The sequence below is a fragment of the Pseudoalteromonas phenolica genome, assembly GCF_044788725.1.
Classification (GTDB): domain Bacteria; phylum Pseudomonadota; class Gammaproteobacteria; order Enterobacterales; family Alteromonadaceae; genus Pseudoalteromonas; species Pseudoalteromonas phenolica_C.
Genome location: NZ_CP173161.1, coordinates 1,668,022 through 1,689,701, shown reverse-complemented (window position 1 = coordinate 1,689,701; position 21,680 = coordinate 1,668,022). Strand labels below are relative to the sequence as shown.

Here is a 21,680-nt window from a genome sequence, read left to right as displayed (position 1 = left end):
CTGCACACCTTACTTAGTATATGCACGTGGCATATCAGAAGGTGTATTGTAACGATCACGTAACTTGTCGTGGCGTGAATCATTTGTATTCACTTTTTCGCCGTTGATCCACATTGATTCAATACTTGTGCTGAATTCAAATGGATCTGCGCTCCAAAGTACTAAATCAGCGCGTTGACCTTTAGCTACTTTACCTGCATTCAGACCAAATACATCTGCAATATTGCTTGTTACAGCTTTTAATGCACCGTCATGGCTCATGCCATTTGCAACAGCAATACCTGCATCAAAGCGAAGCTGATAGACATTGTGGCTTGAGTCTGAACCCACTGCTAATAGAACTTTAACACCCGCTTTTTCAAGCTCACCAGCCGTTTCTAGACTTGCGTGAAGCGAATCAAAGTCACTAGGTAAATTACTAACGGCGCTTAAGATAACCGGCGTTTTGCTTTCAGAGATCTGAGCTTTAACTAAAGGTGCATCTTCAGCATTCCAAAGTACTAAATTTAAGCCAAACTGCTTTTTGACCTTTAACAACTCTAAAATGTCTGATGCACGAGATACCTTAGTGATCACAGGTAGCTCGCCTTTAAGTACTTTTGTTAGTACCTGTTCTTCTTTACTAGGCTCGTCTTTCTTGTCATCTTTTTTGTCTTTTTTAGCTAGCTTCTTTTGTTGACCTTCAAGTTTGTCAACCAGCTGCTTTAAAGACACTGCACGAGAACCGCTTCTCTTTGCACCTAAACGCACAATTAACGCAGTTTCAGTTGCTGTAACGCTTTCAAACTCACCACTTAAGTCTGTTACAAAGCTTAAGCCAGAAAAAACGCTTTCACCACCACGAGGAACAACAATGTTTTGTGTAATACCGCCTTTACGCGCATAAGGGATCAATGATGAACGAGGGTTAAATGCTGTGCTTGCATCAAACATTTCTGAAGCTTTTTTATCGTAGCCATCGTTTGAGCGAGATACTGCACCCACTTCAACCAAGCCAACTTGGTTCATTGAACCAATGAAACCAGGCGTTAAGATTTTATCTTGCGCATCGATTGTCACATCAGCTGATACTGATGATGGGTTAATCGCAATGATTTTACCGTCTTCGATTAATACTGTGGCGTCTTTAAGTACACCTTTATCGGTCATCGTATGAACTGTGGCATTTGTAATTGCCGTAACTTGTGCAAATGCTGCTGAGCTCGCAAGTAAAGCACCTGTTACTAAAGATAAATTAAACTTTTTCATGGTTTACTCCTATCGCTGACCTAGCATAAAGTCACTGACTGCTTGATACTTTTCATCGTTGCGGTCATATACTTTTGCGCCATCAACGTAAACTTCTTCTGCTTTACTGTATACGCTGAACGGGTTTTTATCCCAAATAACAACATCGGCTTGTTTGCCCGCTTCAAGTGAACCTGTTTTATCAGCTACGCCCAGAGATTTAGCTGCGTTATAAGTGATCCACTTAATCGCATCTTGTTCTTTCAGGTTAAAGCCACTTTGATTCGCTGTATACATTACCTTTGCAGCCTCTTGGTTTAAGCGCTGAATAGTTGTATCAGAATCCGAGTGTACAACGGCACATGAATTTTTAACCGCATCTACGATAGCAACATTTTCTTGAACCATATCGTATGCTTCCATTTTGAAGCCCCACCAATCTGGCCAAAGTGCAGCACAGCTACCGTTTTCAGCAAGTAAATCGGCGATTTTATAAGCTTCAATACCGTGGTGGAAAGTACCTGCGTGATAACCAAACTCTTTTGATAAGTCGATCATCATTGCCATTTCTTCAGCTTTATAGCAGTGGTTATGAATTAAAATTTCACCATCTAAAACGCCACGTAGTGTGTCATTTTTAATATCACGTTCTGGTGCAGTTGGGTTCAAACCCGCTTTAAATTCAGCTTCGTACTGCTCCCAAGCTGCTTTATATTCTGTCGCCTCGATCCATGCTTGACGGTAACCTGCCATATTACCCATACGCGTGTATGGCGCTACACCTTTGCTACCGTATACACGTTTCGGGTTTTCACCACACGCCATTTTTAAACCATATGGAGCTTCAGGGAATTTCATGCCTTGCATTGTATGTGCTGGCACATTTTTTAGGGTCACACCTCGACCACCAAACAAATTCGCTGAGCCAGGCAGGATTTGTAAAGTGGTTATGCCACCTTCACGCGCACGGTTAAAGCCAGGATCTTGAGGCCACACTGAATGCTCAACCCAAACCTGTGCTGTATTTGGGCTTATCATTTCATTACCATCTTGGTGTGATTCAACTGATGGACTAGGATATGCACCTAAATGTGAATGAACATCAATAATACCAGGTGTTACCCACTTACCCTGTGCATTAACAGTTGAGTCTGCCTGCACTGATAAGTCTTTACCAACTGTTTGAATTTTACCGTCAACGATAAAAACGTCAGCATCATCTAAGCGCTCACCAGTACCTGTTAATACTGTTGCATTCGTAATTAAGACTGAATTTGAAGATACCGGCTTGTAAGTACTTGGGTATGGATTTTTTTCGATTGATACATGCTCTTTTTGCGGGCCTTTATCCTGACATCCAGATAAAGCTGCAGCAAGTGCGAGTACAACCGTAGACATTGCAAATTTTTGCATAGGGTTATCTCAGTTTGTTGATTTTAGTTTGTCGTCATTAGGTTACGATGTGTTTACCAATAACTGCAATGATTTACGATGAAATATTGCATTTTTACGGCGCACAACAACTTCCCTAAAGTAAAAGGTTTAAAGGTTGAGTTGTAAGAATTACCGAAAAGTATGTCGCAAATGACACATTTTGCCATTTGGAGTTACAAATAAATATTTTCAGATAATACAAAGTGTGCTTTTTGAAAACACCATGTTAACAATGAAAATATTTAAAATAAATTCTTTTTCTCGACACACTTTCCTTAGTTTAACTCATTATTAATCAAGTAGTTAAAATTAATATTACTGAACACACATTTCATTACATCTTGTCGATTTTGATTTACAGCATTCTTTATGTGTTACAGCAATACTTAACCTGTATCTCATAAACAAATGGAGCAAAATGATGAATACGTTAACTACACTAGGTGCAACACTTCTTCTAGCAACCTCTACTTTTGCAGCTAATGCAAATGCAACCGAATTTATGGCAGCAGACAATACTATCGGCACTCAATTGTGTATGGCTGTAGCTAAAGACAATAGACGAGTACTTAATAACACGATGGAAAAAATCCGTATCAGCAAATATACAATGACCAAAAAGCTTACATGCAATGACTTAAGTGTTGAAAATTTCGCAGCGACTTATGGATTGGTTCAAAGTGCAAGGCATCTGAATCTTGATATGAATACATCGACAAGTATCCGTGACTTAGCCGCTAAGAATCGCAGTGATGTGCTCGTGGTGTCTGGTTCTAAATAATCACAGGTAGCAACACATGTTTTACAAATATTATGCGTCAAATTATATGATTTGACGCATTCTCAAAAACTTTTATACCGTTACTTCCCCAGTAACTCAGCCACTAAACCAAATAATCCGCCGAATACCCCACCCCACACGACTAACCAGCCTAAATGGGTTCTGATCATATTTTGAATGATGTCTTTAACCATAATTGGCGTTAACTCAGCCAAGCGACCATCGACTGCCTTTTCGATTGTAGAAAAAATTTTATCTGAACCACCATGAGAAAACAGTTCTTCTTTTAGCATTTGCTTAAACTTATCTTCTTCGGTAATTTCAATAATCGCCCCTTGCATTTTATCGACAAAAGATTCTCGCATAGGTTCAAGCGCTTCTTTGCCTCCGAACATGCCTAGCATTGGTCCAAACTGAGACCCTTCGATCACAGTGACTAATTTATCAAATGCCGGACTTAAATCGACTTTCTCAATTACCGGCTTCAGATCCACTTCGCCTTGGCTTTCTAGTACTGACTCAATTTTTTCTTTAGTAAAAAACTGTTCAAGAATAAGTGAACGTATAGACGCTTTAAACTCTTTGAACTTGAGTGTGATCACACCACTGCCATATAAGAAAGGCACTTTTTCGAACAACATATGAATTGCAATCAAGTTGGTCATGGCTCCCGATAAAGCAAAGATACCAACAGAAAACAAGATTGGCTGAGGAAATAAATACCCAGCTAATACCAGCAAAAATGCAATGATGTTTGTAATGTAACTCTTATTCATTGGTCCTCCGATGTGAAACCAACGAATTGTATCTAGGCTATGCGGCAAAATATAGATTCGAAGCGTAATTTTGGTGATATTTTTGTTTGCTTTTATTGAGTTATTCGAAATTTAAACCATAGTTTTAATATCCGATGTGAAAAAGCTGAGCTGTCTTATGTGGCAATGTGTCAAACAACAGGTGTCTGCGGCCATCCACGCACCGTTTGAATTAACTCACAAACATCCTTTAAACACCCATTCTGCTTTCAAACACTACAAAATTTCTGACGCTAGTCAGAGTTTTTTAGTCAAAGTCGCCCCCATAGCCCAGTTCGAATTATTCGAAGCAGAAGCAAATGCCAGATACATTCTTACCAGAGATTCTGATTTCATAATTGCGGACACCATTACTTTAGGTAAGTCTAAAGAATTTGCATTTATGGTATTAGAGTTTTTAGAAGACATTAATAGTAAAGATGATTGGTATTTATGTGGTGAAACATTGGCAAAAATGCACATTCGATGCGAACAAGAAATGTTTGGTTGCGATGAAGATAATTATGTTATTGGGCAACCTCAACCTAACCACTGGCACAAAAAATGGCATATATTCTTTGCTGAAGAGCGCTTGGGATTCCAACTGCAATTATTAGCTGAACAAAACACTAAGCTCGTTGATATTGATGAGTTTGTGCAAGTCATTAAACCTCATATACCACATCATGTATCGCCATCATTACTTCATGGCCACTTTTGGAAAGGAAATATTCGTTTTTATCACGGTAAACCTATGCTGCTAGATCCGGCTAGTTACTATGGAGATAAATTTGTAGATATCGCCACCGCAGAATTATTCGCGACACTGCCTGACGGGTTTTATGCGGGCTACCAGTCAATCACCTCGATTGAGCTCACACCTTTACTCAGAGATATTTACCAGCTCTACCCTTTGTTATTAATGGCAAATCGCTTTGCTGGAGATTACATAAACCAATCAAAAGACAAAATAAAACATATACTTGAGCAATTATAGAATATTGAAAATTTAACAATAATGTAATTATCATGACAGCTGCTATATTTAAATTACATTCATTGATTTTATGGAGGCTTCTATGAAGTCTTTATATCAACAACGTATTAGCTGTCCACATTGTGGCCATTATATTTTCGTGAGCTTAGATGCCAGTGATGGCGATCAAGATATGTATGAAGATTGTGCGGCTTGCTGTAACCCTATCCACCTAAACATGCATATCGATTACGCGCAGAATAAGTTAGAGCTTCATATCGACAGCGATGACGAGCAGATTTTCTAAATCGGCTCGTTATGCTGTTAAAGAATTATTGAACGTGCTTGCGCATATAGTTCTCAACAGTATTTACAATAGTATACGTTTGTTGATCAACTTCGATATTTAGCTTGTCGCCTTCTTGAGCCATACCGAGATTAGTAATTGCCAAGGTTTCAGGGATAAGGTGCAACCAAAACCCTGTATCTGTCATTTCACCAACAGTTAAGCTGGCACCGTTAATACAGACAAACCCCTTGTAAACAATGTATTTTAACCACTGTTTAGGAAGGCATAGTAATATTTTACAGTTACTCTCTTGGACTACTATCTTTTCAATTTCTGCAGTGCAATGAATATGTCCCGAAACAATATGGCCGCCTAACTCAGTCCCAAAAGTCACCGAACGCTCTAAATTAACGAACATGCCACGTTTTAAATTACCCAGATTGGTTAACTTCAACGTTTCTTCAATAACGTCAAAACTAACTTGGCCTACAACGTCTTGGGGGTTAACTTCATAACTTACCACTGTTAGACAGCAACCATTGATGGCAATGCTCGCTCCTAAATCTAAGTGTTGAAGATATTCTGATCCAACTGACAAAACCAGTCTTAACACTCCACCATTTAAGTTGGTCGAAATTACACTCGCTTTTGTCTGAATAATGCCTGTAAACATGAATGCTCCTAAATAGTCGAAGCCTAATAATACAGTATGAACATTCTCGGGTTAACCAACCTTTTTGGTTATTTATCGTTTTTGATAGCATGCAAGTCACAACAGGATTAGAATGAGGTTTTTTGCTGTCGTACCTATGAAATTTAGCCTTTGGGAAGCAAAACGCCTTCTTCAATTAGCCATACCGGTTTTCTTTGCACAAATTATTTTAGTGCTCATGTCTGTGGTAGATACCATGATGGCGGGTCAAGTCAGCGCCAATGATCTTGCTGCGCTCTCTATAGCCACAGGTGTATTAAACCCTGTTATTTTTTCTCTTCAGGGCATTTTACTTGCCCTAACAAGCGTTGTGGCTCACTGCCACGGTGCCAAAGACAAAAAAGGCATAAAGCATTATTTTCAGCAAAGCTTATTCTTAGTTGCTGTTTTAAGTGCTCTGGTGTTTTTTTTTCCTCTCATCACGCCATTTATTTTTGCAAAACTCGGCGCTAAAGCAGAAATAGTGAATACCTCACAAGCTTACATCGAATATGTAAAGTGGGGGGTTTTAGGCTTTTTAGTGTTTAATGTTTATCGAAACGTCTCTGAGGGCGTAGGCTTAACCAAAGTAACTTTCTACATCAGTATTATTGGTTTAATGGTCAATATTATCGCCAACTACATTTTCATCTACGGTAAGTTAGGCATGCCAGCGTTAGGGGCCGCAGGTTGTGGTGTAGCTACCAGCTTAGTTGCCTGTGCAATGGCCTTAAGCCAAATAATTTACAGTTTTAATAGTAAAAAATTAAAAGGTCGCTGGTTAGTAAGCCGTTTTGAGAAGCCCAATTTTAAATCCATGTTTTATTTAACCAAGCTTGGCTTTCCTATTTCAATGGCCACTTTTTTTGAAGTAACGCTATTTGCTTGCATTCCCTTATTTATTGCCGATTTGGGGGCTATTATGGTTTCAGGCCATCAAATTGCAGCAAGTGTCACAGCGGTTTTATTTATGATGCCATTGAGCCTTTCTATGGCCATTGCAATCAGAATTGGGAATTTATCTGGTCAGCAAGCCTATACTCAATTAAAAACGGCCATATTTACAAGTTTTTGTCTGGCAGCGATGATCGCTTTTTTCGTTGCACTCGTTACATTTATATTTAGAGAGCCTGTTACGTATCTATACACCCAAAACGAACAAGTAGCACAACTGGCAATGGGGATCATCATCTTAGCTTGTTTTTATCAGTTACCAGATGCCCTTCAAGTTGCTGCCAGCGGTGTACTCAGAGGCCTTAAACATACTCAGCCTATTATGGGTATCACTTTTGTCTCTTATTGGTTAATTGGCTTCGCCTTAGGGTATGTGCTGGCAAAAACAAATTGGCTGGTTGCACCTATGGGCGCGAAAGGGTTTTGGATAGGTATTATTTTGGGTTTATCAGTTGCGGCTTGTTTATTGTTACTTAGCGTGAGGAATCGTCTTGCACAAATGGTTACTGATTAGCAGCCTTTGCTTATTGTCAGCCTGTAGTGACAATGTTGCTGATATTAACGAGGAATATAAAACAAGGCTGAGTGCGGTGATAAACACCCCACCAGCCGAACCTAAGCTTGAAAACGTGAACTTTCCAAAAGTTCACCTTTCAGAGTCTAAACATCATATTTCTATTCTAGAGCTTGGTTCGCTAGCACATTGTAAATTATCAACCTTAGTCGCCAAGCGAAACAATCAGCTAGGGAAAACCCAAGTGCCAAGTGAACGGTTTAAATATCAAATACGCTTTATCACTCTAGCTAATGAATGTTTAACTGATCCCCTCACCACTGACGAAAGCTTAAAACAAACTTTGGCAGCAGCCGTGTTAGAAAAGCAACAAACTCTAAGCGACGACTTTGAGTACATGCTGTTCAACGAGTCTGAACTAAAAGGGTTACTACAATTAACGAGCTACTATTTACCTGTCGATAACAAAGCTTACAGTAGTTTCAGCGCTTTAGAAGCAATCACGCTCCTCACTTCTATTTCTGAAAAAATCCACCGTGAAGCATATTCAGATATCGAACCTAATTCGCTGACTGATGCCCTTGAAAAACTACACCAAAACCAGTTCATTAAACGCTTACTTTCAAGTGCTCGATTCCAAATTGCCTACAATCAACAACTCACACAATGGCTGTCGCAATTTGATTACACCGCCAAGGTTTGCCAAGCTGGTAAAAATAAGAATGAAGCTCAGATTTTAAATGCTGTATTTAATAAATTTTATCTTAATCGTATTCAAGGTTATCAGGCTGATTTAACGGGTCAGCTTGAAAAAGCTTCCCCTTTATTGTTTTTACTTTGGAAAAACCATAAAAAAATTGCAGGTTTGGTCGATGTGCAGAGCCAGAGCTCATTATTAAATCGGCTTAAACAAACCAGTAAAGAGCACGTCGTTTGGTGGCAAAACTTTTATAAAGCGTGTGATATTAAGCCAGTATGAGCAAAAAAAACGCAAACAAACAAAATTTTAGCTTCAATGCTTGAACATTTTTTTTACGCGCTATATATTAGCCGCCGTTGTTTAGGAACTTCCTAACATTGTACAACCGTAGCTCAGTTGGTTAGAGCACTACCTTGACATGGTAGGGGTCGGTGGTTCGAATCCACTCGGTTGTACCAACAACACTTCTATTTAGTACAACCGTAGCTCAGTTGGTTAGAGCACTACCTTGACATGGTAGGGGTCGGTGGTTCGAATCCACTCGGTTGTACCAACTCTATAAATTATCTTTTTTGAATCTCTTTTTCATTTTCTCTATCACGTTTCAGATTATAAACTTTATAGCTTATTGCTAAAACTAAACAGCTCAACGCTGGTACGTATAACGATCGGTAATCGAACTGCGCATACATAACAGCACCTAACACACCACCTAAAATAAAGCCTAATATAATACATAGAAATAGTTTTAGCTTTCGAGCATCTAATGGCTCCCCTCTTAGAAATGAGCCAAACATAATACCTAAGTCAGTGAAAATACCTGTTATATGTGTTGTACGAATAATCGCATTGCTATACGTAGTTGCCATCGCATTTTGTAACCCGCATGCTGCAGACGCAAAAAAATGCCCGTAAGGTTTTCCGTGTGTGAGCAAATAAGTTGTGATAATCAGTAACCCAAATTCGATAACTAAGGCAGTGTCATAATGACGGCCTAATTTGAGCGTAGGCGCATGAAGTAACCAGCCTGAAATTGTCGAGCCAATCAGAAACGATAGTAAAACACCTAATAATATCAGGCTGTTGTCTAAAGGTGCGTTAATCAAACTTGTGCCAAAAAGGGTTGCAGTACCAGAAAGATGTGATACCGATTGATGATCAAACCCCAATAAGCCGACCGCATTTACGTAACCAGCTATCATAGCCAAAATAAATGCCCCAAACTCAACCCATCTTGGTAATTGTGTTATCAACTTTTAAACCCACAAGTTAATGTTATGATGGGTTTAATATTAAACTATTAAAGTTTTATTCAGTATTGCAAATAGGTATTAAGCTTTCACCTAGTGTTTTTTAAACTCTAACACCGTCGCATTAATACAATACCTATCTTGTCCTCTCGGTCCTTCCCCTTTAAAAACATGACCCAGATGAATACCGCTTGACTTAGAACGTATTTCAATTCGTTTCATACCAAAGCTATTATCGTCATGGTAAGTGACGCTGTCTTTTACAGGACGAGTAAACGACAACCACCCGGTGCCTGAGTTAAATCGCTTAGAGGTTTCAAACAATGGTGCACCGCTGAGTTTATCAATAAACACGCCCTCACCTGTTTTCTTGAACAGGTCATATTCTTTACAAAACGGTCTGTCGGTGCCTTTTTGAAAAGCAACGTCGTAGGCTTCTGATTCACCCAATTTAAATGCACCCAGCGCTTGATAAAAGTCTTCTCGATTCATATAACCTTGAAAGCCTGCGACTTCTTTACCATTTTCAAAGAATAGAATGGTAGGAGTTGCCCAAGTTGCAGAACGAACCACTAAACCGTCAAGTTGATCTGCATAGCGATAAGTTAATGGAATTGTGCCTTGATAGTCGTTTAGTACGGTAGATTTAAGTTTTTCACAATATGGGCAGTAATTGCGAGAATCAATGATCACCACTTGCTTGCCCACCAGCAGAGAGCTGTTATCAACTTTAAGTGGTTTTGTTTGCTTAAACGTCACACCAGTAGAATGATCAGGGCAGTAACCATTTGGGTTTTTAGCAATGTAATTTTGATGATATTCTTCGGCACGATAAAACTGCTCAAGTGGTTTCACTTGGGTCTTTATTTCTCCATACCCTGCCTTGCTTAATAAATTCTGAAATTCAGCTTTTACATTATTGATCACTGCGAGTTGCCCAGGTGTGTTATACAAAATAGTAGAACGGTACTGAGTGCCGATATCGTTACCTTGGCGATTTTCTTGAGTCGGATCGTGTCTTTCAAAAAAATGTTCAAGCAGCGCTCTGGTGCTTAACACATTGGCGTTGTAGGTCACTTTAACCACTTCGGCATAATTATTTTCATCAAAACGGCGTTTACGCTTTATGATTTCTTTATAACTTGCCTTAAAACCACGACCATCAGCATAACCAGACTCAGCGTCTAGCACTCCTTCTAACTGCTCATAGCCTTTTTCAGCTCCCCAGAAACATCCTGAGCCCAGCACCAATGTTTGAATGTGAGAAGTTGCATTGTCTTTATCCATTGCATTTGAAAACAGAGGAAAAAATAGCAACGCAAACAAAATCGTAATTATTACTTTCATTTAATTGACCTAAAATGTGCTTGAAACTTATTAACTATGACCTTGTGGGTATGAATTTACTTTCATCCACCGTTTAAACTCGTAAATTGAACGACATTGAGTGTCTTTATTTTCGAATTTAATGTAAAAAGCCAACAAATTATTTATCTAGGAATGTACTATGAAATTTGTTTCACAGATCAGTGCAATCGCGTTAGCAGTTTCTGCATCTAGCGCATTTGCAGCAGACTTCAATTTCAACTCTAAATTAAGCAAGGGTGATGCGCTTGTTGTTTTCCAAGCTGGCGAAGCAGCAACACAATTTGATTTCTTAGATAGAGATACCAAAAAACAAATTAACCGCGCTATCAAAACAGCTGAATTCAAAGGTGCTTACGGTAAAACTTTAGAAGTAATCGCACCAGTTGATAGCGATTACGACCGTATTTTAGTGGTTGGTTTAGGTGAAGAAGACAAACTTGACTCAGCAAAAATGGCTAAGCTTGGTGCTAATTTACACGCTAAACTTGAAGGTAAAAAAGTAAATAAAGCGACAATCGCGTTTGAAGATGTTAAAGGCGCAGCGAGCAACGCTGACCTTGCAGCACAACTTGCACACGGTGCAAACTTACGTGATTACACGTTTGAGCTATACAAAAAAGAGCCAAACAAATTTAATGTAACTTACAACATCGATGTAGCTGATAAAAAAGCAACAGCGAAAGCATACCAGCAACTAGCAAACATCGAAAAAGGTGTATTTTTAGCACGTGATCTAACGTCTGAAGTACCAACTGAAATGACGCCTGTTCATTTTGCTAAAGCTGCAAAAGAGCTTGAGCAATACGGTGTTAAAGTAACAGTATTAGAGCCTGCAAAACTTAAAGAGCTTGGCATGGGCGCACTTGAAGGTGTTGGCCGTGGCTCTAAAGACGGTTCACGTCTAGTTGTTGCACACTATGAAGGTAATAACAGCACGCCAATCGCACTTGTTGGTAAAGGTATTACATTCGATTCAGGTGGTTACAGCATCAAAACTGGGTCATCTATCAACCGCATGAAATCTGACATGGCCGGTGCTGCAGCGGTACTTGGTACTGTTAAAGCAATGGCACTAAGCAAAGCAGATGTAAACGTAGTTGCGGTTATGGGTATGGCTGCCAACATGGTTTCAGAAAACTCAATCGCACCAGGTGATGTACTTCGCACTGCTGAAGGTTTAAGCGTTGAAGTATTAAACACTGACGCTGAAGGTCGTTTAGTACTGAGCGACGCTATGTGGTACGCACGTGAATACTACAAGCCAGAGATCATGATTGATGTTGCAACACTTACAGGTTCTAAGATCCGTGCAGTAGGTAACCGTTACTCTGCGATCTTCTCTGATGACGAAACGCTAGTTGACCAAATCACTGTTGCTGGTAAGCAAGTAAACGAGCCGGTATGGCGTTTACCATTAGGCTACAAAGACATGCTTAAGTCGCCAATTGCTGACATTACTAACATTGGTTCTGGTGGTCCAGGTGCAACAACTGCAGCATCATTCCTACAACACTTTGCTGGTGACACACGTTGGTTACACATCGATATCGCGGGTAACGCGTTAACTAACTCTGCAAAAGATGAAATCCCTGCAGGTGGCACAGGTTACGGTGTTCGTATGCTAAGTAACTGGCTTTTAACTAACAAGCAGTAATAACTGCTGCAGTTAAAACAGTTAATCTAAAAGCCACATCCATTTATAGATGTGGCTTTTTTGTATTGGCTTGTCGCTAAGGTACTCAATACTTGCCTGTTATGACACAATAAGAAAATAAATATAATAATCGGAACAATCATGATCTGCGTGCAATGCTATCAACTTAGTGAACAAGCATTAGTTCTATCAATTAACGGATTAATTACTCAGGAGGTACGACAAAAAATCTTTGCGATCGCACAAACCGCAAATAATACCAATGAATTTTTTGACATAGTTCCAGCCAACTCATCTATTACCTTCTACCTCAATGACTTTACTCTAGCTGATTATTGGATAGAACAACTAATCACCCTATGGGAAAAGAGTGAACCTGAAGCATTCACCCCTAAAACACATCTAATCGATACCTTCTATGGCGGTGAATTTGGGCCTGACTTAAATGAAGTGTCTGAGCTTACTGATTTAAACCAAAAGCAAGTCATCGAATTGCATGCGTCAACAGAGTATCAGGTCGGATTTTTAGGCTTTTTACCTGGATTTGGTTATTTAGAATCGCTCCCGGAGCAACTTAGGTTGCCTCGAAAAGCCACGCCAAGAGCACATGTACCTGCACTCAGTGTTGCAATAGCAGAATCTCTTACTGCTATTTACCCGTCTAGCTCCCCCGGAGGTTGGCACCTAATAGGCAGATGCGAGCTGCCTTTATTTGACCCTCATGCTGATTCGCCTAGCTTGTTAGCACCCGGTGACATTGTCAGGTTTATTCCAAAGGAGCACCGCTGATGCTAAAAGTGATCAAACCCGGCGTTTTCAGTAGCATTCAAGATTTAGGTCGTCACGGGCATCGTCATTTAGGTGTCTCGAAATCTGGCGTACTCGATCCAATCGCATTTAAAGCAGGCAATGCACTACTGGGAAATAAAGAAACTGCTGCTTGTATAGAAATTACTGTTGGTTTGGCTGAATTTGAATTTACTAAGCCATGTAATTTTGCCATCACTGGGGGCAACCTGAATGCAAAACTCAATTCAAAAGCCCTCTACCCAGGATGGCGTTACCATGCAAAAGCGGGCGACATCATTAAATTTGCCAGTCACCCAGATTTTTTACGCGCCTATTTATGTGTAGAAAATGGTTTTTATGTACCGAAAGTAATGAACTCTCGCAGTACCGACTGCCAAGCAAAATTTGGCGGTTTTGAAGGAAACGCGCTGCAAAAAGGTGATTGTATCCCCTTCTCTGAAACCTTAGTTCCTTGCTTAGAGCTGGCCATAAAACCTTCTGACTATACAAACGTGGTAAGAGTACTCAAAGGCCCACATTGTGATATCTTGCCAGAGGGATATTTAGAACAGCTTTTATCGCAAACATGGACAGTCAGCGAGCTGAGTAATCGTATGGGTGTCCGTTTAGAACGCTCCTCATTGTTAACGCACCAAAAAAGCATTGATTCGCAAGGTGTTCACCCCGGGGTTATTCAATTACCGCCAACAGGCACCCCGATTGTTTTGCTCAATGACTGCCAAACAACAGGTGGCTACCCAATTATTGCGACTGTGATCCAAGCAGACTTGCGTCACTTTAGCCAATTAGCGCCAACAAAACTTTGTCGCTTTGAGCTGGTAGATTTTGATGTGGCTAACACCGCATTGCAAAATCTAGAACAAGAAATAACGCGATTCAAAATCGCAAAACAACAATTAGAAAATAAGAAGTAACATCATGTTTGATTTAAACTATATGCCGCTTATCGGCATTCTAGTGGTCGTGGTTGGCTTTGCCTTAAAGTTCAACCCACTACTGGTTGTGACTGCGGCAGGCCTTGCCACAGGTATTGCCGTGGACATGGACTTTATCGCCTTAATCGAAACCTTTGGCGAAAAGTTTATGAACTCCCGCCAACTCGCTAGCTTTTTACTTATCTTGCCAGTAATAGCAATTCTGGAACGCTACGGTCTGCAGCAGCGCGCAAAAACTTGGATTGCTAACATTAAAGGCGCTACGACCACCCGCATTTTAAGCATGTATTTTGTGGTACGTGAATGCTCTGCGGCTCTAGGCCTTTTGAGCCTAGCTGGCCAAGCGCAAACCGTTCGCCCATTACTTGCCCCTATGGCATTAGGTGCCGCCGCAAATACGCATGGTGATTTGCCTAAACCAATCAAAGATTTAATTAGCGCTCATGCCGCGGCTTGCGACAACATTGCGGTGTTTTTTGGTGAGGATATTTTTATCGCATTCGGTGCAGTTCTGCTGATGGACGCGTTCTTAAAAGAAAATGGCATTGCGGGCATTGAGCCTCTGCACATTGGTCTTTGGGCTATTCCAACTGCCATCGCCGCTTTAATCGTGCATCTAGTCAGACTTGCTCGTTTAGAAGCACGTATTCTAAATATGATAGCCGAGCATAAATCTAAAAATGTGTTAAATGCTGAGGAGGCAATATCATGAGCGCCCCAGTAAATGACAACACAGTAAATAGCACAGCGATTATTTCGATTGAAAACATTTATCTTTTAATTGGCTTTGTTGTGATGTTTTTGGTGGTAAAAACCATACAAGACAAACAGCATCCCAAAAAATACACCACTGCATTATTTTGGTTCTTGTTTGGTAATGTATTTTTATTTGGTGATCTCTCAATTAAATTAATTGGCGTGTCGCTTACCTATCAGTGGGTTGGCTTTAGTGTTATTGCCATCGCCTTACTTGCAGGGCTTGGCAAAGTCTCAATGGGCTCTTACCACCAGCCATCAGAAGAGCAACTCGAAAGTGATGCCAAACGACTAGGCAATAAGTTGTTTATACCTGCGGTTTTAATTCCTGTGGTTACAGTAATTTGTACCTTGCTTTTAAGTAATTTGAACATTGCTGAGGTGTATTTATTTGACCAAAAACATGTAACGCTTGCTTCACTCACCCTCGCATGTGGTGTTGCACTGATTGTTGCTTGGCGTTTTACCTCAGGCTCGCCTTTCCAAGCACTCTCTGAATCGCGTCGTTTGGTTGATTCAATTGGCTGGGCGGCTATTTTACCGCAAATGCTCGCCATGTTAGGTGGTGTATTTATCGTGGCTAATACCGGCACGGCTATTCAAGACCTTGTGAAGCTATTTATTTCGCCAGACAACCGCTTTATGTTAGTGGTGTTGTACTGTGTTGGTATGGCGCTATTTACCATGATCATGGGTAATGCGTTTGCGGCTTTCCCTGTAATGACTGCGGGTGTCGCTCTGCCGTTTTTAATTGAAGGGCATGGTGCTGCAGCAGCGCCACTTGTTGCCATAGGTATGTATTCTGGTTACTGCGGTACGCTGATGACGCCAATGGCTGCGAACTTTAATATTGTGCCTGCCGCACTGCTTGATTTAAAAGACAAATATCAAGTTATCAAAGTGCAGATCCCAACGGCCATTGCATTACTCATTATCAATATTTTCTTAATGTACGGAGTGATCTTTAATGACTAAACAAACCAAGACCGAATTAAAGACCGTGCTCCTGACGGGTTTTGAACCCTTTGGTGGCGAAAGTATTAACCCATCATGGCAAGCGGTAAAACAATTACATGGTCAAAGCATTAATGACCACCAGGTTGAATGTGTCGAGCTGCCCTGCGAGTTCGGGCGCTCCCTTGAGCACTTATATCTAGCGATAGAAAAACATCAGCCAAGCTTAGTGTTGTGCATTGGTCAAGCAGGTGGCCGCTCTCATGTTTCGATAGAACGTATCGCCATTAATATTGATGATGCGCGCATTGCTGACAATGCGGGGAATCAGCCAATCGATACAACCATTATTGATGATGCACCTGCGGCATATTTTGCCAAGCTGCCTATCAAAACCATGTTTAAAGGCTTAATAGAAGCAGGCATTCCAGCAGAAGTGTCTAATACAGCAGGAACTTATGTGTGTAACCATGTGATGTTTGGCTTACTGCATTATATAGCGCGCCATTTTGGTAAGAATGACAAATCAATCCGAGGTGGCTTTATCCATATTCCATTTTTGCCAGAGCAAGCTGTGCACCACGGTGGTGCACCAAGCATGAGTCAAACAACAGTTGTTGATGCACTCAAGCTATTGATAAAAAATGGACTTTCAAGCGACCCTGATCTCAAAGTAGCCGCTGGCACCACACATTAATCACAGCAATTCACCCTCTTTTTCATATTGGTGCAATAGTGCTTTGCTATTGCACCAGTATTGACATAAAAAATTCATTTTAAGCCTAATTATCTATGTGACTTAACTAAAATTTTCTGTTAGTTATAGAGGCTGTAGCTGCGCAATTTTACAATTCTTTAATTATGCCTGACAAAACAGGCAATGCGCAGACAGCAATTAACAGGAATGAGGTAATTATGTGTTCTATTTTTGGAGTACTAGAACTTAAGACAGATCCCGCTCAATTGCGAACACAAGCAATTGAGATGTCGAAAAAACTGCGACATCGAGGCCCAGATTGGTCAGGTGTCTATTCATCAGACAAAGCCATTTTAGTCCATGAGCGCTTAGCAATCGTTGGCGTTTCAAGTGGTGCGCAACCACTATACAACCCTGATAAAACCCATATTCTTGCAGTCAATGGTGAAATCTATAACCACAAAGAACTTGCTGCAAATTTAACCACTGACTTTGAATTTCAAACCGAGTCAGACTGCGAAGTCATCTTGGCGCTTTATAAGCAAAAAGGCCCTGAATTTTTAGACGATTTAAATGGTATTTTCGCTTTCTGCTTATACGACGAAGAAAACGACGCCTATTTAATTGGTCGTGATCACATCGGTATTATTCCACTTTATACGGGTCGCGATCAGCACGGCAACTTTTATGTTGCTAGTGAAATGAAAGCGCTAACACCGATTTGTACCAGCATTGAAGAGTTTCCTCCGGGCCATTATCTATATTCAAAAGAAGGCACGCTACATAGCTATTATCAACGTGATTGGCAGTCATTTGATGCGGTAAAAGACAACCCAGCCAGTGCTGAAGAAGTAAAAGACGCTCTTGAAGCTGCGGTTAAACGCCAACTCATGTGTGACGTGCCTTATGGCGTATTACTGTCTGGCGGCTTAGATTCATCGGTTATTTCAGCCATAACCCAAAAGTTTGCCGCAAAACGTATTGAAGACAACGATGAGTCAGATGCATGGTGGCCTAAACTACACTCTTTTTCTATCGGTCTTGAAGGCTCACCTGATTTAGCCGCTGCGCAAAAAGTTGCAGATGAAATTGGTACTGTACACCACCCTATTCACTTTACCGTTCAACAGGGCTTAGATGCGCTACGTGAAGTGATCTATCACCTTGAAACCTATGATGTAACAACGGTTCGTGCATCAACGCCAATGTATTTAATGTCGCGTCAAATCAAAGCTATGGGCATTAAAATGGTGCTTTCAGGTGAAGGGGCTGATGAGCTGTTTGGCGGTTATTTATACTTCCATAAAGCGCCAAATGCGCAAGAGTTCCATGAAGAGTTAAACCGTAAAGTTTCAAAACTGCATATGTTTGACTGTTTGCGCGCGAACAAATCAATGGCCGCTTGGGGTGTTGAAGCGCGCGTACCATTCTTAGACAAAGAGTTTGTTGATATTGCCATGCGCACCAACCCTGATTACAAGATGTGTAAAGATGGCCGCATTGAGAAGCATATCGTTCGTGAAGCATTCGACGGCTATTTACCTGATGAGGTGCTATGGCGTCAAAAAGAGCAGTTCTCTGATGGCGTAGGCTATTCTTGGATTGATTCTTTGAAAGAGTTTGTTGAAGAGCAAGTATCTGATTCTGAGCTTGAAAATGCGCAATATCGCTTCCCTATCAATACCCCTGATAGCAAAGAAGCCTATTTCTATCGCACTATTTTTGAAGAGCATTTCCCGGGTGAAGCTGCTGCCAAATGTGTACCACACGGAAAATCAGTTGCATGTTCGACACCGCAGGCTCTAGCGTGGGATAAAGCATTCCAAGAAAATGCTGATCCATCTGGTCGCGCAGCAAAAGTACATAACGACGCTTATTAATTTAAAGTTTACTCTAACCAAAGCGCAGCCCAAGGGCTGCGTTTTTAATCAAGTGAATATTTCAAAACAGCACTCTTCTATTCGTGCAGAAATAAGGGTGATTTGAATTGATTAAATCACTTTATGTTAATAACCAAAATAGCTCATTTATAAATAAGCTAGTATTACATTCTCTTACAATTCGCCACACTAATACACACACCTTTAATTAGATCATTGCTAAAATTAAAACATATCAAAAGTAGCTTTGGCTCAGGGAATTGTTATGTTTGCATCAGCGTATAAAAAGATTTTTAGTTTGGTTTTATGTTTTGGTTCAACCTCGACATTGGCAGAGCCTGTCTCTCATTTAAATAAACTAGATAAAAGTCACTCTCAATCAGCAAGCTTCAAACAAAACAATGATGATAAAAAGTTTCCAACCAAAAAAGAGTAACCATGTGGTTACTCTTTTTATTTAAAACTTTTAGTTTCCGAATTTTATTTTAATTATTCGTTTAGCGCTTTTTGTAGTGTTTCACCATCTGAGTCTACATCCCGTATCAGCTCTAAGCCCAGTATTTTAGCTATTGTTGGGTATATTTCTAAATTACTCATTTCTTTAATTTGATAGCCATTTTTAAAAGCAGGGCCAGTTGCAACAAACATAGCTGCCATTTCATCTGTATTTGCAAATCCGTGAGTACCTTTATAGTCAAGTTTGCCATCAAAGCTGAACACACTCGGAGCTTTAGTTTCTAAGATAATATCTGGGATCCTCGGAGTGCCATAGTAATTACGTTGCTTTAAAATCGTATCATCTAGCACTGCATAGCGGTTGTTTGAGATAAGGCGGAGTTTTTGTTTTGCAACATTTACATCTTCAATTGAAGCGTCATTCGCATAAATAAGTACTCTTGGTCCTGTGTTTTTAACCGTCCAAGATTTTGGAATATTCAGGCTATTAATCGAGATTGTTTTATCTTCATTTAATGAAGACATACCATGATCTGCCACCAGCACTAAATTCACATCATGAGGCAGCTTTTTTAGGCGCTCATTAAACTGCCCGATTAGCTTATCCATTTTTTGCACGGCATCATAGACTTCTTTGCTATCAGGTCCAAAGTCATGGCCCATACTATCGACTAATGAAAAATACCCTGCAACAAAACTTGGTCTTTGTTCTTTTGGTAACTTTAACCACTCAACCATTTGATCAATACGCGTTTGGTAATCACTATGTTTTGAGTAATGATAGTAATAGTCAGGAGTCATGCCATTAAAACGCGCATCAGATTCAGGCCAGAAATAGGCAGCTGATTTGAGCCCTTGCATTTTTGCTAGATTCCATAAAGGTATACCATTGAGCCAAGTACTATCACCTTGTCCTTTACCCATTTTATAACAATCACCTCTTTGTTTATCACAGAACTTATTGTCAATAATGCCGTGATTGATAGGTAATAAGCCGGTAATTATTGAAATATGATTAGGGAACGTTTTGCTTGGATAAACAGGCCACATTTTCTTAGCTCTTACGCCCTGCTCTGCAATACGCTTTATATTTTGAGCATTGTGCTTTTCAATATAGTCCCACCTGAATCCATCTAATGAGATCAGGATAACCGTTTGTTGCTTAGCCAAACTAGGTAACGCTAACACCACTAACAAACAATAAAAAATCTTTTTAATCATGTACTTTTCCCGTGTTTAAATTCAAGCTTATTGTCAAAGTTTGTTATGACAAAATAAACAATTCTCGATAAGTAGAAGAAAAATTGAGTTAAGACTGAAATTTAAATTTGCTTTAACGGTCTTATTGCAAGATTCATATACAAAGGTCATTACATGAAAAAGTTTTACAGCAATCCATCAATCGCCTATTTACTCATTGCTCTGTCGAGCTTTTTTATGAGTGCGAGTATGTTGTTAATAGGTAATCATAGACAGATTGAAAAAACGGTGAATTTCTATGGATTAAATTCACTGCTGCCATACGAAATTGCCAACTCGATTGCAGCTTTCGCATTTTTGTTACTTGCAGCCCTGTCACTAGCTTCAATCTATACAAGTAAAACTAAAACAAGCTTGATTACACTTCTTGCTCTTATCGCTGCAGTGCCATTAATAAGCCTTTTCTCATCGGGCATGTGGATTGAAAGTATGGGCGGGTTCCCTGTTATCGGTGCCGGCCAAGGCGTAATTAAGTATTTTGCCTTGTTGTCATTGGCTATCTGCATTCTTCAACCAAATTTCTCTAAAGCAACTATGCAGTGGATAGCGATTTTTCCAGTTCTGCTGGTGCTCGCTTGGATCGGTGGTATGAAATTTACCTTAATAGAAGCGCAAGGGATCGAGGGGTTACTGCAAACTTCACCATTTATGTCTTGGATGTATAGTGTTTGGGATTTACAAACTACCTCAAATTTAATTGGCGTTTACGATTTATTGGCTGTCGCTCTTTTGATTGCGGCAATTTATAACATTAAACTACTTTGGGTCGGCGTACTAATGTCACTTGCAGTCTTTGTTATGACTCAAACATTTTTAGCTACAACACCGGGCGCAGTGTATACATCGACAATTTTGTCTACGACAGGTCACTTCTTGATTAAAGATCTCTGGTTTATTGCCAATCTAATTTTCTTTATGAAATTCAGTCTTTCTAAGAAATAATCACCTATATTTTAAATAACCTGAGCTTTGCTTAAGAGATTTACTTACGTATTGAAATTGAGGTGATAAGTGCTTTTTCAAGTCTGCAGTCGGAGACATTTAGCGATAACCAGGCGAATTTACACGTCAATAACAGGCCTATTGCGAGTGAATTCAACACAGTTAACGTTGAAAGTAGCCGCTGGAGAAAGATTTATTATCCAGAGCTCAGGTTAAATAGCTTTATGCTTAGTTCTATACCAATCCTCTTAATTTTATGTACTATTTTGAGGCTTGGTATAATTTAAAAACCCTGATAAATATTTAAATCTGATCCTTTCTATCGTATTTATCAATGCTAAAATAGCCAGCAAATTAA

Annotated in this window: 21 protein-coding genes and 2 tRNA genes; 16 read left to right on the top strand and 7 right to left on the bottom strand. The window is 40.0% G+C overall.

Translation table 11 applies throughout. The features are described from left to right. Nucleotides 1–9: 9 nt before the first annotated feature. Nucleotides 10–1,248 (bottom strand): amidohydrolase family protein, encoded by a 1,239-nt coding sequence (locus ACH784_RS07770; RefSeq protein WP_404394803.1) that lies wholly within the window; start codon nucleotides 1,246–1,248, stop codon nucleotides 10–12. 9 nt (nucleotides 1,249–1,257) lie between these two features. After that, nucleotides 1,258–2,640, bottom strand: coding sequence for an amidohydrolase (locus tag ACH784_RS07765; RefSeq protein WP_404394801.1), 1,383 nt, complete (start codon nucleotides 2,638–2,640; stop codon nucleotides 1,258–1,260). A 439-nt stretch (nucleotides 2,641–3,079) separates the two neighbouring features. Between ACH784_RS07765 and ACH784_RS07760 the strand changes: the two genes are divergently transcribed. After that, on the top strand, nucleotides 3,080–3,442 hold the full coding sequence (locus ACH784_RS07760) for a DUF3718 domain-containing protein (protein ID WP_404394799.1): 363 nt from the start codon (nucleotides 3,080–3,082) through the stop codon (nucleotides 3,440–3,442). Between the two features lie 80 nt (nucleotides 3,443–3,522). On the opposite strand, the gene ACH784_RS07755 is transcribed toward ACH784_RS07760, so the two are convergent. Continuing rightward, nucleotides 3,523–4,218: a DUF445 domain-containing protein gene (locus tag ACH784_RS07755; RefSeq protein WP_404394798.1), complete on the bottom strand. Its 696-nt coding sequence runs from the start codon at nucleotides 4,216–4,218 to the stop codon at nucleotides 3,523–3,525. Nucleotides 4,219–4,375: 157 nt separating this feature from the next. Between ACH784_RS07755 and ACH784_RS07750 the strand changes: the two genes are divergently transcribed. Together ACH784_RS07750 and ACH784_RS07745 are read left to right on the top strand one after the other, a co-directional pair. Continuing rightward, the gene (locus ACH784_RS07750; protein WP_404394796.1) at nucleotides 4,376–5,233 is read left to right on the top strand and encodes a fructosamine kinase family protein; all 858 of its coding nucleotides are present in this window, start codon (nucleotides 4,376–4,378) and stop codon (nucleotides 5,231–5,233) included. Between the two features lie 82 nt (nucleotides 5,234–5,315). Then, a complete protein-coding gene (locus ACH784_RS07745; RefSeq protein ID WP_404394794.1) occupies nucleotides 5,316–5,519 on the top strand; it encodes a CPXCG motif-containing cysteine-rich protein in 204 nt (67 codons plus the stop codon). 25 nt (nucleotides 5,520–5,544) lie between these two features. Here the strand turns inward: ACH784_RS07745 and ACH784_RS07740 are convergent, their stop codons facing one another. Continuing rightward, nucleotides 5,545–6,174 (bottom strand): riboflavin synthase subunit alpha, encoded by a 630-nt coding sequence (locus ACH784_RS07740; RefSeq protein ID WP_404394792.1) that lies wholly within the window; start codon nucleotides 6,172–6,174, stop codon nucleotides 5,545–5,547. Nucleotides 6,175–6,310: 136 nt separating this feature from the next. Here ACH784_RS07740 and ACH784_RS07735 point away from each other — a divergent pair, with 136 nt between their 5' ends. From ACH784_RS07735 to ACH784_RS07720, 4 genes are all read left to right on the top strand, one after another. Further along, on the top strand, nucleotides 6,311–7,660 hold the full coding sequence (locus ACH784_RS07735) for an MATE family efflux transporter (protein ID WP_404395221.1): 1,350 nt from the start codon (nucleotides 6,311–6,313) through the stop codon (nucleotides 7,658–7,660). Beyond that, nucleotides 7,638–8,639: a DUF3080 family protein gene (locus ACH784_RS07730; RefSeq protein ID WP_404394791.1), complete on the top strand. Its 1,002-nt coding sequence runs from the start codon at nucleotides 7,638–7,640 to the stop codon at nucleotides 8,637–8,639. Before ACH784_RS07735 ends, ACH784_RS07730 begins: the two co-directional genes overlap by 23 nt. A gap of 102 nt (nucleotides 8,640–8,741) precedes the next feature. After that, nucleotides 8,742–8,818, top strand: a tRNA-Val gene (locus ACH784_RS07725). Between the two features lie 18 nt (nucleotides 8,819–8,836). Further along, nucleotides 8,837–8,913 (top strand) — tRNA-Val (locus ACH784_RS07720). Between the two features lie 10 nt (nucleotides 8,914–8,923). On the opposite strand, the gene ACH784_RS07715 is transcribed toward ACH784_RS07720, so the two are convergent. Continuing rightward, nucleotides 8,924–9,613, bottom strand: a complete 690-nt coding sequence (locus tag ACH784_RS07715) for a YoaK family protein (protein ID WP_404394789.1) — start codon at nucleotides 9,611–9,613, stop codon at nucleotides 8,924–8,926. A gap of 90 nt (nucleotides 9,614–9,703) precedes the next feature. Then, entirely contained in the window at nucleotides 9,704–10,897 is a 1,194-nt protein-coding gene (msrA, locus tag ACH784_RS07710) for a peptide-methionine (S)-S-oxide reductase MsrA (protein ID WP_404395220.1), read from the bottom strand. Between the two features lie 220 nt (nucleotides 10,898–11,117). Between msrA and ACH784_RS07705 the strand changes: the two genes are divergently transcribed. The 8 genes from ACH784_RS07705 to ACH784_RS07670 all read left to right on the top strand — a co-directional run bounded on the left by ACH784_RS07705 (nucleotide 11,118) and on the right by ACH784_RS07670 (nucleotide 19,100). Then, the gene (locus tag ACH784_RS07705) at nucleotides 11,118–12,632 is read left to right on the top strand and encodes a leucyl aminopeptidase (protein ID WP_404394787.1); all 1,515 of its coding nucleotides are present in this window, start codon (nucleotides 11,118–11,120) and stop codon (nucleotides 12,630–12,632) included. Between the two features lie 141 nt (nucleotides 12,633–12,773). Further along, nucleotides 12,774–13,421: a 5-oxoprolinase subunit PxpB gene (pxpB, locus tag ACH784_RS07700; protein WP_404394785.1), complete on the top strand. Its 648-nt coding sequence runs from the start codon at nucleotides 12,774–12,776 to the stop codon at nucleotides 13,419–13,421. After that, nucleotides 13,421–14,356 (top strand): biotin-dependent carboxyltransferase family protein, encoded by a 936-nt coding sequence (locus tag ACH784_RS07695; RefSeq protein WP_404394783.1) that lies wholly within the window; start codon nucleotides 13,421–13,423, stop codon nucleotides 14,354–14,356. Before pxpB ends, ACH784_RS07695 begins: the two co-directional genes overlap by 1 nt. Before the next feature lie 4 nt (nucleotides 14,357–14,360). Continuing rightward, nucleotides 14,361–15,089, top strand: a complete 729-nt coding sequence (locus tag ACH784_RS07690) for a DUF969 domain-containing protein (protein ID WP_404394782.1) — start codon at nucleotides 14,361–14,363, stop codon at nucleotides 15,087–15,089. Further along, on the top strand, nucleotides 15,086–16,108 hold the full coding sequence (locus tag ACH784_RS07685; protein ID WP_404394780.1) for a DUF979 domain-containing protein: 1,023 nt from the start codon (nucleotides 15,086–15,088) through the stop codon (nucleotides 16,106–16,108). The genes ACH784_RS07690 and ACH784_RS07685 overlap by 4 nt, the downstream gene beginning before the upstream one ends. Beyond that, nucleotides 16,101–16,784, top strand: a complete 684-nt coding sequence (gene pcp / locus ACH784_RS07680; RefSeq protein ID WP_404394778.1) for a pyroglutamyl-peptidase I — start codon at nucleotides 16,101–16,103, stop codon at nucleotides 16,782–16,784. Before ACH784_RS07685 ends, pcp begins: the two co-directional genes overlap by 8 nt. A gap of 218 nt (nucleotides 16,785–17,002) precedes the next feature. Next, nucleotides 17,003–18,664: an asparagine synthase B gene (asnB, locus tag ACH784_RS07675; protein ID WP_404394776.1), complete on the top strand. Its 1,662-nt coding sequence runs from the start codon at nucleotides 17,003–17,005 to the stop codon at nucleotides 18,662–18,664. Nucleotides 18,665–18,929: 265 nt separating this feature from the next. Next, nucleotides 18,930–19,100: a hypothetical protein gene (locus tag ACH784_RS07670; protein ID WP_404394774.1), complete on the top strand. Its 171-nt coding sequence runs from the start codon at nucleotides 18,930–18,932 to the stop codon at nucleotides 19,098–19,100. 53 nt (nucleotides 19,101–19,153) lie between these two features. On the opposite strand, the gene ACH784_RS07665 is transcribed toward ACH784_RS07670, so the two are convergent. Further along, nucleotides 19,154–20,341: an alkaline phosphatase family protein gene (locus ACH784_RS07665; protein WP_404394772.1), complete on the bottom strand. Its 1,188-nt coding sequence runs from the start codon at nucleotides 20,339–20,341 to the stop codon at nucleotides 19,154–19,156. Nucleotides 20,342–20,494: 153 nt separating this feature from the next. Between ACH784_RS07665 and ACH784_RS07660 the strand changes: the two genes are divergently transcribed. Then, nucleotides 20,495–21,322, top strand: a complete 828-nt coding sequence (locus ACH784_RS07660) for a DUF417 family protein (protein ID WP_404394770.1) — start codon at nucleotides 20,495–20,497, stop codon at nucleotides 21,320–21,322. Nucleotides 21,323–21,680 lie beyond the last annotated feature (358 nt).

Excerpts from the sequence above, each read along its gene's own strand:
- ACH784_RS07670 (WP_404394774.1), top strand. The coding sequence starts at position 18,930 with ATGTTTGCATCAGCGTATAAAAAGATTTTTAGTTTGGTTTTATGTTTT.
- ACH784_RS07660 (WP_404394770.1), top strand. The coding sequence starts at position 20,495 with ATGAAAAAGTTTTACAGCAATCCATCAATCGCCTATTTACTCATTGCT.
- ACH784_RS07745 (WP_404394794.1), top strand. The coding sequence starts at position 5,316 with ATGAAGTCTTTATATCAACAACGTATTAGCTGTCCACATTGTGGCCAT.
- pxpB (WP_404394785.1), top strand. The coding sequence starts at position 12,774 with ATGATCTGCGTGCAATGCTATCAACTTAGTGAACAAGCATTAGTTCTA.
- pcp (WP_404394778.1), top strand. The coding sequence starts at position 16,101 with ATGACTAAACAAACCAAGACCGAATTAAAGACCGTGCTCCTGACGGGT.
- ACH784_RS07755 (WP_404394798.1), bottom strand. The coding sequence starts at position 4,218 with ATGAATAAGAGTTACATTACAAACATCATTGCATTTTTGCTGGTATTA.
- ACH784_RS07740 (WP_404394792.1), bottom strand. The coding sequence starts at position 6,174 with ATGTTTACAGGCATTATTCAGACAAAAGCGAGTGTAATTTCGACCAAC.
- ACH784_RS07690 (WP_404394782.1), top strand. The coding sequence starts at position 14,361 with ATGTTTGATTTAAACTATATGCCGCTTATCGGCATTCTAGTGGTCGTG.
- ACH784_RS07695 (WP_404394783.1), top strand. The coding sequence starts at position 13,421 with ATGCTAAAAGTGATCAAACCCGGCGTTTTCAGTAGCATTCAAGATTTA.
- ACH784_RS07760 (WP_404394799.1), top strand. The coding sequence starts at position 3,080 with ATGATGAATACGTTAACTACACTAGGTGCAACACTTCTTCTAGCAACC.
- ACH784_RS07765 (WP_404394801.1), bottom strand. The coding sequence starts at position 2,640 with ATGCAAAAATTTGCAATGTCTACGGTTGTACTCGCACTTGCTGCAGCT.
- ACH784_RS07705 (WP_404394787.1), top strand. The coding sequence starts at position 11,118 with ATGAAATTTGTTTCACAGATCAGTGCAATCGCGTTAGCAGTTTCTGCA.
- ACH784_RS07735 (WP_404395221.1), top strand. The coding sequence starts at position 6,311 with ATGAAATTTAGCCTTTGGGAAGCAAAACGCCTTCTTCAATTAGCCATA.
- ACH784_RS07665 (WP_404394772.1), bottom strand. The coding sequence starts at position 20,341 with ATGATTAAAAAGATTTTTTATTGTTTGTTAGTGGTGTTAGCGTTACCT.
- ACH784_RS07685 (WP_404394780.1), top strand. The coding sequence starts at position 15,086 with ATGAGCGCCCCAGTAAATGACAACACAGTAAATAGCACAGCGATTATT.
- msrA (WP_404395220.1), bottom strand. The coding sequence starts at position 10,897 with ATGGATAAAGACAATGCAACTTCTCACATTCAAACATTGGTGCTGGGC.
- asnB (WP_404394776.1), top strand. The coding sequence starts at position 17,003 with ATGTGTTCTATTTTTGGAGTACTAGAACTTAAGACAGATCCCGCTCAA.
- ACH784_RS07770 (WP_404394803.1), bottom strand. The coding sequence starts at position 1,248 with ATGAAAAAGTTTAATTTATCTTTAGTAACAGGTGCTTTACTTGCGAGC.
- ACH784_RS07750 (WP_404394796.1), top strand. The coding sequence starts at position 4,376 with ATGTGGCAATGTGTCAAACAACAGGTGTCTGCGGCCATCCACGCACCG.